The sequence below is a fragment of the Nocardia sp. CDC153 genome, assembly GCF_035818515.1.
GTDB lineage: Bacteria > Actinomycetota > Actinomycetes > Mycobacteriales > Mycobacteriaceae > Nocardia.
The window spans coordinates 1,785,822-1,799,933 of record NZ_JAYKYU010000001.1; the positions used below are offsets into that span (position 1 = coordinate 1,785,822).

Sequence of the window (14,112 nt, forward strand, 5' to 3'; positions counted from 1 at the left end):
CCTCAACGCTTCCGGGGCGGCGCGACGTGAACCGGCAGGCCCAGCCCGACCAGGGCGGCCTCCATGCCGATCTCGCCGAGGGTGGGGTGGGCGTGGATGGTCTCGGCCAGCTCGTCGAGGGTCGCCTCGAGCGAGATCGCCAGGGCCCCTTCGGTAATCAGATCCGAGGCCGACGGGCCGATGATGTGCACGCCGAGGACGTCCTTGTGCTTGGCACCGGCGACGATCTTGAGGAAGCCCTCCTGATCGCCGAAGGACTTGGCCCGGCCCAGCGCCGCGAACGGGAACTTGGCGACGATGACGTCGTGGCCCGCGGCCTTGGCGGCGTCCTCGGTGAGGCCGACGCTGGCGATCTCCGGGTGGGTGAAGGTCGCGGCGGGGATGACGTTGTAGTCGATGTGGGCCGCGTGGCCCGCGATGGTGTCGGAGGCGACCAGGCCCTGATGCGAGGCGACGTGCGCGAGCAGCGCCTTGCCGGTGACATCGCCGATGGCGTACACGTGCTCGACACCGGTGCGCAGGTGCTCGTCGACGGGGATGAAACCGCGTGCGTCCGTGTCGATTCCGGCGACATCCAGGCCCAGCTCAGCGGTGTTGGGGCGGCGACCCACGCCGACCAGCACCACGTCCGCGGGCAGCTCCTGCGGCTTCGCGCCGCCGACGGTGACGGACAGGCCGTTACCGGCTTCGGCGATGGCGGTGACGGTCGCGCCGGTCAGCACCTTGATGCCCCGCTTGGTGAACGAGCGCACCAGCGCGGTGCCGATCTCCTTGTCCTCCAACGGAACCAGGCGATCCTGCATCTCCACCACGGTGACGTCCGCGCCGAACTCGTGGAACAGGTTGGCCCACTCCGCGCCGACCGCGCTGCCGCCGATGACGACCAGCCGCTTCGGGACCTCGGTCAGACCGAACGCGCCGTCGGAGGTGATCACGCCGGGCAGATCGGCGCCCGGAATCGGGAGCACGGCCGGAACCGAACCGGTCGCGATGATGACGTCCTTGGCGCTTACGGTCCGCACCGCGTTGGCGGTCGGGGCGGCGGCGTAGCGTGGGCCGCCCTCGAAGATCGGCGACGGCCCGGCCTCGACGACCTCGACGGTCGTGGGCCCGGTGAAGCGGGCGTGGCCCTCGATGACCGTCACGCCATTGGCCTTGAGCAGACCCGCGACACCGTCGGTCAGTTCCTTGACGATGCCGTCCTTGCGCTGCCGCACCGCGGCGTAGTCGAAGCGCAGGTTGTCGGCGTAGATGCCGAAGTCGGCGGCGTGCGCGATGGTGTGGAAGACCTCGGCCGAGCGCAGCATCGCCTTGGTCGGGATGCAGCCCCAGTTCAGGCAGACCCCGCCCGGGCGCTCCTTCTCCACCAGGCCCACATTCAGGCCCCGCTGAGCGGCGCGGATGGCGGCCACATATCCGCCCGGGCCGCCGCCGATCACCAGAAGATCGAATTCCGGCACTCGTGGTGCTCCTCATCTCGATGTACTCACAGACCCGCCATCGGTTGTGATGCGGGTCATTCCGATCGAGTCTGTCGGTCGCCAAATGCACAAACAAGGCTCTAGCAGCCCATATATGACGGGAATCGACTGTGCTGAGAGCACAATTCATACCCGTCGGTAGCGGGCTTCTCGCGGCTCAGTCGCGCGGGGTGTCGGACAGCTCCAGGGCGGCCAGCGCGAGGGAAAGTTCCAGGTAGGACCGTTGGCCTTCCAACGGACGACCCAGCAGCAGGGTGATGCGCTGCAGGCGGTTGATGACGGTATTGCGATGGCAGTGGAGTTTGGGCGCGGCATTGGCCGCCGAGCAGTTCTCGGCCAGCCAGACCGCGAGGGTCTGGAGCAGAATGTCGCGTTCCTTGCGCGGCAGTTCCAGCACCGGGCCGAGGGTGCGGTTCACGAGCAGCTCGGTGAGATCGGGGGAGCGCAGCAGCAGCGCCTCGGGATAGCGCTCGTCCAGCGAGACCAGCAGACCCGGGGTGTCCTCACCCGGGACCGTCTCCAGGGCGAGCACCGCCAACCCGTGCCCGGTATCGACGCCCGCCAGCCCCGCGACCGCGGGCGAGACCCCCGCCCGGCCGCGAATCAACGGCCGAAGCTGTTGCAGCACAGCCGAACTGTCGCGATGTTCGAGCGACACCAGCCCGACCGTCGAATCCACCCGGTCGTGCCACACCGACCGAATACCCGAAACCCCCAGCGCCGTCTCGGCTCCCATGTGCAGCGGCGGCCCGCTCTCACCCCGGGCCACCACCACGAGATAGGCCCCGGTCGGCGGCAGATTGAGTTCGCGCCCGGCCCGCGCGGCGAAGGTGGCGTCGTGCGCGCGCCCGGCCAGCAGATCCTCCATGAGCGAATGCCGGCGCCGCTCATCGCTGCGCACCCGATCCAGCTCGGTATTGCGATAGGAGGTGACCAGCGCCGACGACATCCCGTCGACCACCGCCCACATCACCGACCCCACCTGCCGGATCTCGCTCGACCCCATGTCATCGGCCTTGTCCAGCAAGGCTTCCCACACGATCTGACCGCCCAACCGGAAGGTGCGCAGCATGGCCTCGAGGGGGACGCCCTGTTCGGCGCGTCGCCGGCCGATGGCCGCGGCCACATCGTCGCCGTCCGGATCCGGTTCTTGCCCGCCCAACAGATCCAGGATTCGCGTCAGATACCGCTTGCACCCGTCGCGCAGATCCGCGCGCGGCACGGCCGTGTAGTCGGTCCACTCCGGGTTGTCGGTGAAAATGGCCGCCATCAGGCGTTTGGTCAGTTCCGGCACCTCGGCCTGGCAGGCGGCGGCCAGACGCTGGGTACCGAGCGTCGGTGCCGGATGCCTGGGAGCCGCCATGCGCACAAACTTACGCCCGCCGGGGTGCGCGAACCGGTCAGCGGGTCTCGATCGAGCCCAGGACCGGCTTGATGTCGAGGATCGGCGTGCCGTCGATGGCCTCCAATCCGGCCACGGTGAATCCGGCCTCGCCGACCGCGGTGATGGTGACCTCGTGCAGGCCGATGGGGTTGGGTCGGTCGGGTGAGCGGGTGGCGAAGACACCGGTGGGCGGGCGGGTGCGGTCGCCGCGCGGATGGACCGCGAGGGTGTCGCGGCGGGCGGCGTGCAGCCAGGTGAGCAGGATGACCCGCATGCCGGGGCGCAGATCGGCCGCGGCGGCGGCGAATTCGGGCTCGAGCAGGATGTCGGCGGGCGGGGCGTCCTCGTCGGGTTGGCGGGGTGCGTCGGTGCGGTCGGTGAGCGGCGAGCTGACCCGGCCCACCGGGCGCAGTTCGAATCGTTCGGTGCCGGTGAGGTCGTCGGAGGGCATGCCGTTCCTTGTCTCTTGGGAATCGGGTAAACAGTCTCTAGGGAATCGGGGTCAACACCAGGAGGTCCCAGGCCTCCGGGAACTGCCATTTCTGGCCCAGTATCTTCACGGTGTGCGGGCGGCGCGCGCCGTCCGGGCACAGGATGGTCCAGGTGGTCGTCTCCGTGAAGTGGGCTTCCCCCGGGATCGGGATCAGGTATTCGTCGAAATCCGGATTGCCCCGGCGGCATTGCTCGAAGAGCAACCCGAGCTCCTCGTTCGGCACCTTGTGCGCGCCGAACAACACCAGGTGCTGCACCGCCCACCGGCAGGCTGAGCGCCAGGAATCACCGAAGGTGTGCGCTGCGCCGGGATTGCACAGAATTTCCACGATGAGATTGGGCCGGGTATCCGCGGTCGGTTCCGGCATCCACGGGAAGTAGGCCTTCCAAGCCTCGTTGACGGCCATCGGATACAGCTGCGGCCCCGCGAGATACGCCGCCGGGCTGCCGATCGACCGCAGCAGTTCGAGATCGCCGCTGCCCCAGGACGGCGGAAAGCTTCCGGTCTCGACGACGGTCAGCCACGGCATGAGGGCGCCGGCGATATTGGGCCCGAACACCTTCGGCATGTTCAGTACCTCGCACATCGTGTCGATCTGCTCGGGCGTCGCCTGCCGCTCCATCCGGAAATATTTGGTGACGCTGGCCACCGACTGATTCAGTGCCCGCGCGAAGTCCTCCCGGGTCACCCCGGCCGCCCGCGCGGTCGCGTCCAAGGCGTCCATCAACGACTGTTTACGGCCGAAGGCGTCCTCGATCCGGTCCATGGGCGGATACGTCCGGTTGCGACGTGATCCGCCCGGCTGCGCACCGACCCTCCGTGACCGCGAAGCCTTTTCGGTCATGTCGCTCCTTGCTGTGTGCCCTACCGACTTGCCCAAAATGGGTATATAGGATTCCGATACCTCGCAGCTAACCTCGGCTGCGGACCGTCGATGCCGCTGCGAAGGGGGCATCGGCATCGACGATTCCAGCACCGGCATCGTGCTCGTCGGCGACGCGAAATCAATGGCGTGGCAAGGTCACCGGGAAGCCGTTCGCGGGCAGCGGTGTCGCGCTCACCGCAGGTTCGCGAAGAGTTCGGCGCCGACAGCTTTCACCGTCGCCTCGATATCGCCGACGTTCGCCCAGTCGGCGAAGGTGATGTCGGCGACCATGTTTCCCGACCAGAACACCAGGCGGGCTTCCGAGCGCCCCGGAATCGCCCGGGAAGCACCGCTGATCAGAAAGGCGTCCCGCACCCGCACCCCGATATCGGCCGGTGCGACGGCGGCGACGGTCGGCGCGGTGAGCTGGGTCGTGTAGCTCTCCGCGAGGGACGATTTCGCGTGGGCGTAGGACTTCGAGGCGGTGGACGTCAGTCGCAGCGTCACCTGGATGCTGGTGGGGCGAGTGAACGATTCGACCGCCCAGCTGGGTGTGTGGACAATCTCGTCCGGATTGAACGGATTATTCGGACTGCGTTTGCAGGGTGCGCCCGGAGTGAGTTTGGTGACCGTGGCGGCCGAAATGAGCGCGCACTCGTCGGCCGGGTCGTGGTAGGTCGGTCCCTCGGCGGCAACGGATGACTTACCGTGTGTCACAAGGATTGCCGCGATGGCGACGAGGGCGGTGAGCACGGCGGCCCCGGCGATCCAGGCCCAGGCTCGGCGGCTTCGCGTGGGTTCGCTCGGGGTGGCGCGACTCTGTTGTGCGGAAGATCCCGCCCCGTTCATAGACCCGACTCCGATCGTCTGCCGTACGACCCGGAACCCTATCGCACCCGCCCTCGGCCCGGTGTTGCTGGGCGAGCTCGATCCGGAGCCACTCGGTCGATATTCACGAAAGATTAACGGCCGCAACGTCGCCCGCTTGGCAGAATGATTTGCCGAGCGGAAAGGACAAAACCGATCCGCCCGGGATGTCGGAAAGGGAGTGGAATGGGCAAACTGCGCTGGCGGCGCTTTTTCACCGCCGATGTACGGGCCCTACCGTCGGGTGACGCGCGAATGATCGCCCGCACGCCGCTCGCAATACTCGGCCCCGCCACGAATCCCCGGCGGCGGTAGCCGATCACCCGGAAACCGCGGCGGTCCCAGTCGACGCCGCCGCGGTTTCCGTCGCGATACTCGCGCGGTTTGGCGCTGACACCAGCGCGATTTCCGCAGATCGGACTGTGCGCCAAAATATTTCGGGTCCAGCCCGGATTTGACGGCGTATGATCGGCGACGATGGGCACCGGGAGTCGAAACGAGCAGGCGACAACCGACTGGGACGTGTTCGTTCACGCACTGGCCGATTGCTTCGCGAAACTGCCCTCGCGCGCGACTCTGATCTTGGCCGCCACCGGCAACCGCTACGTCCAGATCCAGCAGTTCGACATCAAACTCACCGCCGAGCTGACCGGCGATTACTATCTGGCCGAACCCATTTCCGCCGCCGCCGACCGCCGATTACGCGAGCTGGGCTGGACGCCACCCGTCCCCCAGCACGACATCGAGAACTGGCATCGCACCCTGCTCTGGCCCATCTCCCGCGGCGGCCTGGAAGACCTGGCCCGCTCCGTCGCCCTCGGCCTACACGAGGCCCTCGGCGTCCCCACGCCCGACGATCTACGCGCTACCGGCTGGTCCGACATGTCCCGCGAACTGGACCTCACGGCCCTGGCCGCGATCAAATCGGCCGGAGCGTCATAAGCGCGGCAACCCATTTCGATCACCCCGACCCGCGCTAGTGCCTCGCACCCGAGGGGCGCGAGGCACCGTGTTGTTGTGCGAGGCACCGTGTCGGTGGTCAGCCCACCAGGTTCTCGTGCAGGCGCAGAATGGTTCCGGCGTCCAGGCCGAGGCCCTTGGTCAGGTATTTGCCGAAATCGCCGTACTGCTGCTTCATTTGATCGACGGCCACATTCAGATAGTCGTCGCTGACGATCTGCAAGGGGATGAGCAGATCCGGATTCTGCATGATCCCGGCAGCTTTCAGCTGCGCCCGCAGAGCGGCGTCAGCGGCGGCACGGTACTGGTTCGACAACAGGTAATCCTGGCGCGCGACGCTCTCGGGCACCCCGACCGCCTGCAACAGCACATACGTCATCCAGCCGGTGCGGTCCTTGCCCGAGGTGCAGTGATAGAGAAACGCGCCCGGCGCGGCCGCTATCTCCTTGATGGTCTGCCCGAACTTCGCCGTCGCGTCCGCGCTCAGGAAATTGGTGTAGGCGTTCCGCATGATCTGCTCGGCCTTACCGTCCCCGAGCAACGCCTGCTGCTGCACCGGATCCTTGGACCCGATCGCCTGCGCCGTCTTCAAATAGATGCCCCCATCATCGATGGGCCGCGACACCGCACTCAGCCCGGCGGGTAACTTGTCCGCCCCCATCCCCTGCACCTCGGCCGCCGTCCGAAAATCGACCACACTCTTGATCCCGAGCGTCCCGAGCTTCTGCACATCGGCATCGGTCAACTTACCCAGCGCATCGGCCCGAATCACCTTCCCCGACTTGGTCGAATCGCCGGTATAGGTGACGTACCCGCCGACATCCCGCACATTCACCGCCCCCTGCAAGGTGATCTGCGTGGCATCCGCCCGCGCGACCGGCACGGCCCCCGCCCCGAATCCCACGGCGGCCACCACGACAGCACTCAGAGCGAGCATCGAAATACGAAGTCTTGCAAAACGTTTAGTTTTCACAGTCCGCGACGCTAAGACCGCTTACGCCGCCCTACTGCCCTTCCCCAGGATCGCGCCCACCCACCGAACATCCCATTCCGCCCACTGGGACAAGGAGTTCCACCGCGAAAGGCGTCACCCGGCTCGTGCGATGGATTCGAGTCTTCGCCGGGCCGGGGGCTTTTCGGGGTGGGGGGTTCCGCATTCGGCGCTGGAGAGGCGTCCGGAGGTGGCGGGTTGGTCCTCGCAGGCCGCGGACCAGGCGGCGAGGCGGTCGGCGAGTTTGTCTGAGAGTTGATCCAGGAAGCCGTCGGGGCCGGTGTGGGCGGTGGCGGCGGCCGCGTCGAGCTGTGCCAATCGCACCTCGCGATTGCCCTGCAGGAAGTCGCTGTAGCCGAGATGGTCCAGGCGAGTCCGCAACGCGCTCAACAGCTTCCCGATGCAGCCGCGGGTGCGGGGGCAGTCCGATTCGGCCTCCCAGAACGCGTACAGCCGGACCGCGACGGCCCGGATCGCGCCCTCGCTGGCGGGCGCGGCCAGCGCCATGGTGACCAATGCCTCCACGATCAGCAGCTTGGTTCGCCTGCTGAACCGGGGATTCCACGTCCCCTCCAGCGCGCTCGGCCAGTGCAGCGACTGACAGGGATCGAGCCTTTCCGCATTGCGGCAGAGCAGTTCGGCCCCCACCAACTGCACGGTGTGGTCCGCGCTGCGCAGCGCCTTGTCGATGACGAGAACCGCTGTCTCCGAGGACACCTGCGAGTTGTGCTCCTTCCACAGATCCACCAGCAGGGTCACCGCCAGCAGCTCCTGACCGAGGTTCGTCAGCGCGAGCAGGCCCGACGCCACCACCGCCGGCGTCGTCTGCGTCCCCTCCGCGGCGAGCAGCTCACCGGCCCGCATCGCCGCGTCCAGCCGCAGTCGATCGCGCTTCTCCCGGCTCTCGCGCTCGAGCCGTTTGTCCGCCTGCCGCTTGAAGATATGGCCGATCAACGCCACCGACGAGGTCAGCACCGCACCGGCGAAGGTGACCACCGCCGCCACCAACGACTCGCTCGGCGGCCGCACGGGCCCGACGAAGATGACCCACCCGGCCGCCAGAATCACCAGCGGCATACCGCCCGACACGACCACCAGCTTCTTGTCGTCGGACATGGAACCGCACCTCGTTCGCCCGCTCGCTCCCGCTGCCCCAATTCTCCACAAACCCGCTGGTCCGTGCATCGGCCCCGAAAACGGGCGGAGCCCCACCCGCCGAGGCGGGTGGGGCTCCACGAGATCGCTTGCGCGCCTTCGACTTAGACGTCGAAGTAGAGCTCGAACTCGTACGGGTGCGGACGCAGGTTGACCGGGGCGATCTCCTGGGTGCGCTTGATGTCGATCCAGGTCTCGATCAGGTCCTCGGTGAACACGCCACCCTCGGTGAGGTAGTCGTGGTCTTCCTCGAGCTTGTCGATGACCGACGCCAGCGAGGTGGGGGCCTGCGGGATGTTCTTGGCCTCCTCCGGCGGGAGCTCGTAGAGGTCCTTGTCGACCGGGGCCAGCGGCTCGATCTTGCGCTTGATGCCGTCGATGCCGGCCATCAGCATGGCGGCGAACGCCAGGTACGGGTTGCCCGAGGAGTCCGGCGCGCGGAACTCGATGCGCTTGGCCTTCGGGTTGGAACCGGTCACCGGGATACGCACGGCCGCGGAGCGGTTGCGCTGCGAGTACACCAGGTTGATGGGGGCCTCGTAGCCCGGCACCAGACGGTGGTAGGAGTTCACGGTCGGGTTGGTGAACGCCAGCAGCGACGGGGCGTGGTGCAGGATGCCGCCGATGTAGTGACGCGCCAGATCCGACAGGCCCGCGTAACCGGCCTCGTCGTGGAACAGCGGCTTGCCGTCCTTCCACAGCGACTGGTGGGCGTGCATGCCCGAACCGTTGTCGCCGAACAGCGGCTTCGGCATGAAGGTGACGGTCTTACCCTCGGCCCACGCGGTGTTCTTCACGATGTACTTGAACAGCTGCAGGTCGTCAGCGGCGCCCAGCAGGGTGTTGAAGCGGTAGTTGATCTCGGCCTGACCGGCGGTGCCGACCTCGTGGTGGCCGCGCTCGAGCTCGAAGCCCGCGTTCTGCAGGTTGGTCGAGATCTTGTCGCGCAGGTCGACGTAGTGGTCGTACGGCGCGACGGGGAAGTAGCCGCCCTTGTTGCGAACCTTGTAGCCACGGTTGGGGGTGCCGTCGGCGTTGTACTCGGCACCGGTGTTCCAGGAACCGGAGATCGAATCGATCTCGTAGAACGCGCCGTTCATGGCCGAGTCGTAGCGGATCGAGTCGAAGATGTAGAACTCGGCCTCGGCACCGAAGTACGCGGTGTCGGCGATGCCGGTCGAGCGCAAGTACTCCTCCGCCTTGCGCGCGATGTTGCGCGGGTCGCGGGAGTAGGCCTCACGGGTGAACGGGTCGTGCACGAAGAAGTTCAGGTTCAGCGTCTTCGCGGCACGGAACGGGTCGATCCGCGCGGTGCTGAAGTCGGGGAGCAGCAGCATGTCCGACTCGTCGATCGACTGGAAGCCGCGGACGGACGAACCGTCGAACGCGAGACCTTCCTCGGCGAGGTCAGCGGTGAACGCCTTCGCCGGGATCGAGAAGTGCTGCTGCACACCGGGGAGGTCGGTGAACCGAACGTCGACGTATTCGACCTCCTCCTCCTTGATGTACTTGATGACCTCGTCGGCCGTGCTGAACGCCACTTAGTACTCCTTACGGATCGGTTCCCAGCCAGTGGTGACTGCATGGGTTCGTCGCGACCACACGGTATGGATGCGGTGTTTCCCTGCAATCAAGGCTGTGTTTCGCCAGTGTTACACGCACAGCTGGCCGGGGGTTCGGCGGTGCCCCCGGGTTCATGTGGACGCCGCAGCGGTCGCCGAGCAATGCTCGACCAGCAGGGACATACTGCCATTGAGCTGCCGGAAGCGGCTGTTAAGACTCTGAAAAGTTAGGGGGCTTGCCGAGCGGCGGCCGGTCGTGGTGACAATCCTCACCGCCGGGCATACGTCCAGCTAATCGAATGCGGGCGGGTTGCCAAGAGGGCTGGGCACTGGGTCGCACCTATATATGGTGTCGTCCTCGCGCCGGTTCCCGCGATGCCTGGACGGCTAGTGCGCCCGGCCACAGCCGACTATGATCTCTAACCGGGTCTCGTCCCCGAGAATTCGAAGCGTTCCGGTTTCCACGAGCTTCCCATTGCCGGTGCGAGGCCATCCGCAGCCCGCGAATACCGCGAGTTGTTCCCGATCGGCCGCGGCATTTCTCGGGCGTTGACCGAAGTTGCTGTGCGACAGGTGCGATCACGCTATTCGCTTGTGGTCCCGGCCCTCGAACCATGGCAGCACAACTGCTTTCGGGGTCGGGGTCTGCGCGAATTCGCCGTTATCGCAGTGCCATTGTCGCTCGTGTTCGAAGCCGCAGTCGGTTCGTCGACCGACTGCGGCGAAACACCCGCCGGCCTATACACGCACACGTCCCCGCACCCGCTGTGGCAGGGCTGCGAAACCTGCCCGTGGGCGGCGCATAAGCTGGGGTGCATGGCACGTATCACCGGCTCATGGCTGTCCGGACCGAACGCCGAATCCGGAGACAACCCGCCCGGTGAGTACCAGGGCAAGGAGCTCGGGCTGCCGCAATCCGGGCCCGGGGCGTTGGCTCCGTTCACGCGGCGGGTGGTCGCGCTACTTGTCGACTGGTTCATCGCGATGGGATTGGCCGCGATCATCGTGCGGCCCAATGCCGAGCACATCATTTCGAAGATGACGATTCCCAAAGGGCAGCAGCCGCCCTCGCACTTCGAGGTGATCACGCAGGCGCTGTCCACGCCGACGCTGCTGGTCTGGTTCGTGCTGGGCATCGCGGCGGTCACGCTGTTCGGCTTCACGCCGGGGCAGTACTTCCTGAAGCTGCGGGTGAGTCGCGTGGACGCCGACGCACCGGTCGGCTTCGTTCGCGCGCTGGTGCGCCAGCTCATTCTCGTGTTCGTCATCCCCGCGCTGTTCACCGATTCCGACGGCCGCGGCATGCACGACCGGGCCACCGGCACCGGGCTCGTCTACAGCCGCTGACGCCTCACGAAATCCTCACGACGGCGATGTGACCATGGTTTCGCGCCGCCGGAACCGCACGGCCATGTCACGAATTTTCGCGCGCGACGATTCGAATACATGCGCTTGCGCCGAGTTGGCGCGCATTTCGCCCGTTACCTGCGATGCTGTTGGTGAACTGTGTGGTGAGACGTTGCCGAAAGTTCACCGCAGTTTGCTTTCGATCGGTATGGTGGCGGCGATTTGCCGTGACACACCGCTAGGTCGGTTCCACGGCAGGTAGCTATGTCAGTGCTGATGGAGGATCGATGGTCGAGGACTACAGGGCGGCCGCTCGGAGATTCAGCCGGCGGTCCCTGTTCGCGACCACGGGGCTGATCGGTCTGGCGGCGACGGGCGCCGCGGTTGCCGCGGGCGTGAACGCGGCGGTCGACGCCGAGGATACGAAGCGCAGCCCGAACGTGGACCAGATTCGCCCGGCCGCGGTCGGCATCAACCCCGTCATCCGCACCGAACGCGTGTACTCGCAGGCCCGCGGGCGCGAGGTGGATCTGGTCACCATCCTGCCGCCGGGCGTGCCCACCGAGAACCTGCCGATGTCGCTGCTGCTGCACGGTCTGCACGGCACTGCCCGCACCGCGGCCGTCGGCAATATCTCCGGGATCCTCGCCGCCGCCGTGGCGTCGCGACTGTCCCCGGCCTTCGGCTTCGTCGCCCTCGACGGCGGCGACAACTACTGGCACGACCACGGCACCGGCGACGATCCGATGTCCATGCTGCTCAATGAGGTTCCCGGCTGGCTGGCCCAGCGTCGCCTGGGCGCGCCCGGCGGGATGCCGTTCGCGGTCGCCGGCACCTCGATGGGCGGGTTCGGCGCGTTCGTGTACGCGCGCCGCCGCTTCGAACAGGGTCGTCCGGTGAACGCGGTGGCCACCATGTCGCCGGGGCTGCTCACCTCGTGGACCGAAATGGCCAAGCGCAAGGCCTTCCTCGATGCCGACCAGTGGGCCGCGCTCGACCCGCTGCGCAATCTCGACAAGCTCGGCCCGGCCCCGATCGGCCTGTGGTGCGGGGATCGCGACCGGTTCATCGAGGGCTGCCGCAAGTTCATCGCGGCCGCCAAACCGGAGGTCGGCCTGATCACGCCCGGCGCGCACACCGACGAATACTGGAGCACCGTCACCCCCGACGTAGTCCGCTTCCTCTCCCGCCACGTCGGCTGACCCTGCGGAACCCGCGCCCGAAAGGCCCGGTTCGTCGCGGTAGCACCGCGTAGGCTGACCACCAGTGCGTTCGGGGCTGTCGCAGCGAAGGGAGTGGTCCGATGACCGGCTTCTCGCCCGGATTCCAGGGACGCCCGCGTCCCAAGAGCGATCGATTACCGCCGGGGCAGTATCTCGTCGAGGACTTCCCGGTGCTGTCGGCGGGACCGACCCCGCGGGTGGATCTCGACCGCTGGCAGTTCACCATCACCAATGAGACCGGCCGCCAATGGAGTTGGAGCTGGCCGCAACTCCTGTCGCTCCCGCAGGAGCGCCCGCACGTCGACATCCACTGCGTCACCCGCTGGTCCAAACTCGACACCGACTGGCAGGGCATCTCCCTCGACAGCCTCCTCGAAAACGTCGAAACCCAGGCCGAATACGCGTTGATCTCCAGCTACGGCGGCTACACCACCAACCTCCCGCTCGAAGATCTCACCGACGGCCAGGCCTGGATCGTCCACACCTACGACGGCCAGGATCTGCACCCCGAACACGGCGGCCCCGCGCGGCTGCTGGTGCCGCACCTGTACTTCTGGAAATCGGCCAAGTGGGTCAAGGGAATCCAGCTCCTCGACCTCGACGAGCCCGGCTTCTGGGAGGCCGCGGGCTATCACAGCTACGGCGACCCCTGGCGCGAACAGCGCTACCAGGACGACTGATGCGCTGGCAGCCCGCCGAACTCCTCGCCACCCGCGCCGAATCGCCCTCGGCGCGCACCCTGATCCTGCGCGTCCCCGCCTGGCCCGGCCACCGGCCCGGCCAACACATCGACGTCCGCCTCACCGCACCCGACGGCTACCACGCCGAACGCAGCTACTCCCTCGCCGCGCCCGCCGACGGCGACCACATCGAAATCACCGTCCAGCGCGTCGAAGACGGGGAGGTGTCGTCGTATCTGGTCGACACGCTCCCGGTCGGCGCGTTCATCGAGGTCCGGGGACCCGTCGGCGGCTGGTTCGTATGGAACCCGGAGTCCGGGGGAGCGGCGGTGCTCGTCGCGGGCGGCTCCGGCATCGTGCCCCTCGCTGCCATGCTGCGCGCTCGGCGAAAATCGGCCGACCCGAGCCCGTTCCGGCTGCTGTATTCCGTGCGCACCCCCGCCGATCTGCTCTTCGCCGATGAACTCGCCGAACTCCGCCGCGCCGCGCTCGCCCCGCCCGAAGACCCTGTGGGGCAGGTCTGTTACCTCGGCGCGGGCGGCGGGGCCGACGACGATATCGAAGTCTTCCTCGCCTACACCCGCACCGCGCCCGCCGACGACCCCAGACCGCCCGGCCGTCTCACCCGCGCCGAGATCGGTCGCCTCGCGCTTCCGCCGTCACCGGCGGTGACCTGCTATGTCTGCGGCCCGACGGCCTTCGTCGAATTCGCCGCCGACGCTTTGGTTTCCGCGGGCCACGACCCGGCCATGATTCGCACCGAACGCTTCGGGCCGACGGGAAGGTAACCATGACGATCCCGTACACCTACGCCACCGCGGGCTCGGACGACCGCTACGTCGACGGCAACGCCCTCGCCGGTCTGCTCTCGGAGATCTTCTCCGGCGACCCGACGGTCCACGAATGCCGCTGCGGTGCTTGCCATTCCACCGAGCCCCTGGCCCGAGCGCTGGTCTACATGGACGGCCCCGGCACGGTGATCCGCTGCGCTCACTGCGCGGCCGTCATGCTCCAGCTGACCACCACCCCCACCGGCACCCACTTGACGGTCGTCGCCGAAACCACCCTCCACTTTCACCTCGACCCCTGACCATTTTCCAATTC

14 protein-coding genes are annotated in these 14,112 nt (G+C 67.3%); 6 read left to right on the forward strand and 8 right to left on the reverse strand.

What is annotated here, in order from left to right:
* Positions 1-2: 2 nt before the first annotated feature.
* The 5 genes from lpdA to VMT65_RS08255 all read right to left on the reverse strand — a co-directional run bounded on the left by lpdA (position 3) and on the right by VMT65_RS08255 (position 5,072).
* A complete protein-coding gene (gene lpdA, locus VMT65_RS08235; RefSeq protein ID WP_326307354.1) occupies positions 3-1,460 on the reverse strand; it encodes a dihydrolipoyl dehydrogenase in 1,458 nt (485 codons plus the stop codon).
* A gap of 178 nt (positions 1,461-1,638) precedes the next feature.
* The gene (locus VMT65_RS08240; RefSeq protein WP_326307355.1) at positions 1,639-2,844 is read right to left on the reverse strand and encodes a PucR family transcriptional regulator; all 1,206 of its coding nucleotides are present in this window, start codon (positions 2,842-2,844) and stop codon (positions 1,639-1,641) included.
* 37 nt (positions 2,845-2,881) lie between these two features.
* Complete coding sequence (tsaA, locus tag VMT65_RS08245) at positions 2,882-3,316, reverse strand: tRNA (N6-threonylcarbamoyladenosine(37)-N6)-methyltransferase TrmO (protein ID WP_326307356.1); 435 nt, start codon at positions 3,314-3,316, stop codon at positions 2,882-2,884.
* Positions 3,317-3,353: 37 nt separating this feature from the next.
* Positions 3,354-4,202: a helix-turn-helix domain-containing protein gene (locus VMT65_RS08250; RefSeq protein WP_326307357.1), complete on the reverse strand. Its 849-nt coding sequence runs from the start codon at positions 4,200-4,202 to the stop codon at positions 3,354-3,356.
* Between the two features lie 213 nt (positions 4,203-4,415).
* A complete protein-coding gene (locus VMT65_RS08255) occupies positions 4,416-5,072 on the reverse strand; it encodes a hypothetical protein (protein ID WP_326307358.1) in 657 nt (218 codons plus the stop codon).
* Positions 5,073-5,567: 495 nt separating this feature from the next.
* Here VMT65_RS08255 and VMT65_RS08260 point away from each other — a divergent pair, with 495 nt between their 5' ends.
* Complete coding sequence (locus VMT65_RS08260) at positions 5,568-6,032, forward strand: TY-Chap domain-containing protein (RefSeq protein ID WP_326307359.1); 465 nt, start codon at positions 5,568-5,570, stop codon at positions 6,030-6,032.
* 97 nt (positions 6,033-6,129) lie between these two features.
* Here the strand turns inward: VMT65_RS08260 and VMT65_RS08265 are convergent, their stop codons facing one another.
* The 3 genes from VMT65_RS08265 to glnA all read right to left on the reverse strand — a co-directional run bounded on the left by VMT65_RS08265 (position 6,130) and on the right by glnA (position 9,737).
* Positions 6,130-6,987 (reverse strand): tyrosine-protein phosphatase, encoded by an 858-nt coding sequence (locus VMT65_RS08265; RefSeq protein ID WP_326307360.1) that lies wholly within the window; start codon positions 6,985-6,987, stop codon positions 6,130-6,132.
* Between the two features lie 150 nt (positions 6,988-7,137).
* Entirely contained in the window at positions 7,138-8,157 is a 1,020-nt protein-coding gene (locus VMT65_RS08270) for a hypothetical protein (protein WP_326307361.1), read from the reverse strand.
* A 143-nt stretch (positions 8,158-8,300) separates the two neighbouring features.
* Entirely contained in the window at positions 8,301-9,737 is a 1,437-nt protein-coding gene (glnA, locus tag VMT65_RS08275; protein WP_326307362.1) for a type I glutamate--ammonia ligase, read from the reverse strand.
* An 837-nt stretch (positions 9,738-10,574) separates the two neighbouring features.
* Between glnA and VMT65_RS08280 the strand changes: the two genes are divergently transcribed.
* From VMT65_RS08280 to VMT65_RS08300, 5 genes are all read left to right on the forward strand, one after another.
* Positions 10,575-11,105 carry an RDD family protein gene (locus VMT65_RS08280; protein ID WP_326307363.1) on the forward strand — a complete coding sequence of 177 codons (531 nt, stop codon included), beginning with the start codon at positions 10,575-10,577 and terminating at the stop codon, positions 11,103-11,105.
* 287 nt (positions 11,106-11,392) lie between these two features.
* Positions 11,393-12,307: an alpha/beta hydrolase gene (locus tag VMT65_RS08285; RefSeq protein ID WP_326307364.1), complete on the forward strand. Its 915-nt coding sequence runs from the start codon at positions 11,393-11,395 to the stop codon at positions 12,305-12,307.
* Between the two features lie 101 nt (positions 12,308-12,408).
* Complete coding sequence (locus VMT65_RS08290) at positions 12,409-13,008, forward strand: sulfite oxidase-like oxidoreductase (RefSeq protein WP_326307365.1); 600 nt, start codon at positions 12,409-12,411, stop codon at positions 13,006-13,008.
* On the forward strand, positions 13,008-13,796 hold the full coding sequence (locus VMT65_RS08295; protein WP_326307366.1) for a ferredoxin reductase: 789 nt from the start codon (positions 13,008-13,010) through the stop codon (positions 13,794-13,796). Before VMT65_RS08290 ends, VMT65_RS08295 begins: the two co-directional genes overlap by 1 nt.
* Positions 13,797-13,798: 2 nt before the next feature.
* Positions 13,799-14,098 carry a DUF6510 family protein gene (locus VMT65_RS08300; RefSeq protein ID WP_326307367.1) on the forward strand — a complete coding sequence of 100 codons (300 nt, stop codon included), beginning with the start codon at positions 13,799-13,801 and terminating at the stop codon, positions 14,096-14,098.
* Positions 14,099-14,112 lie beyond the last annotated feature (14 nt).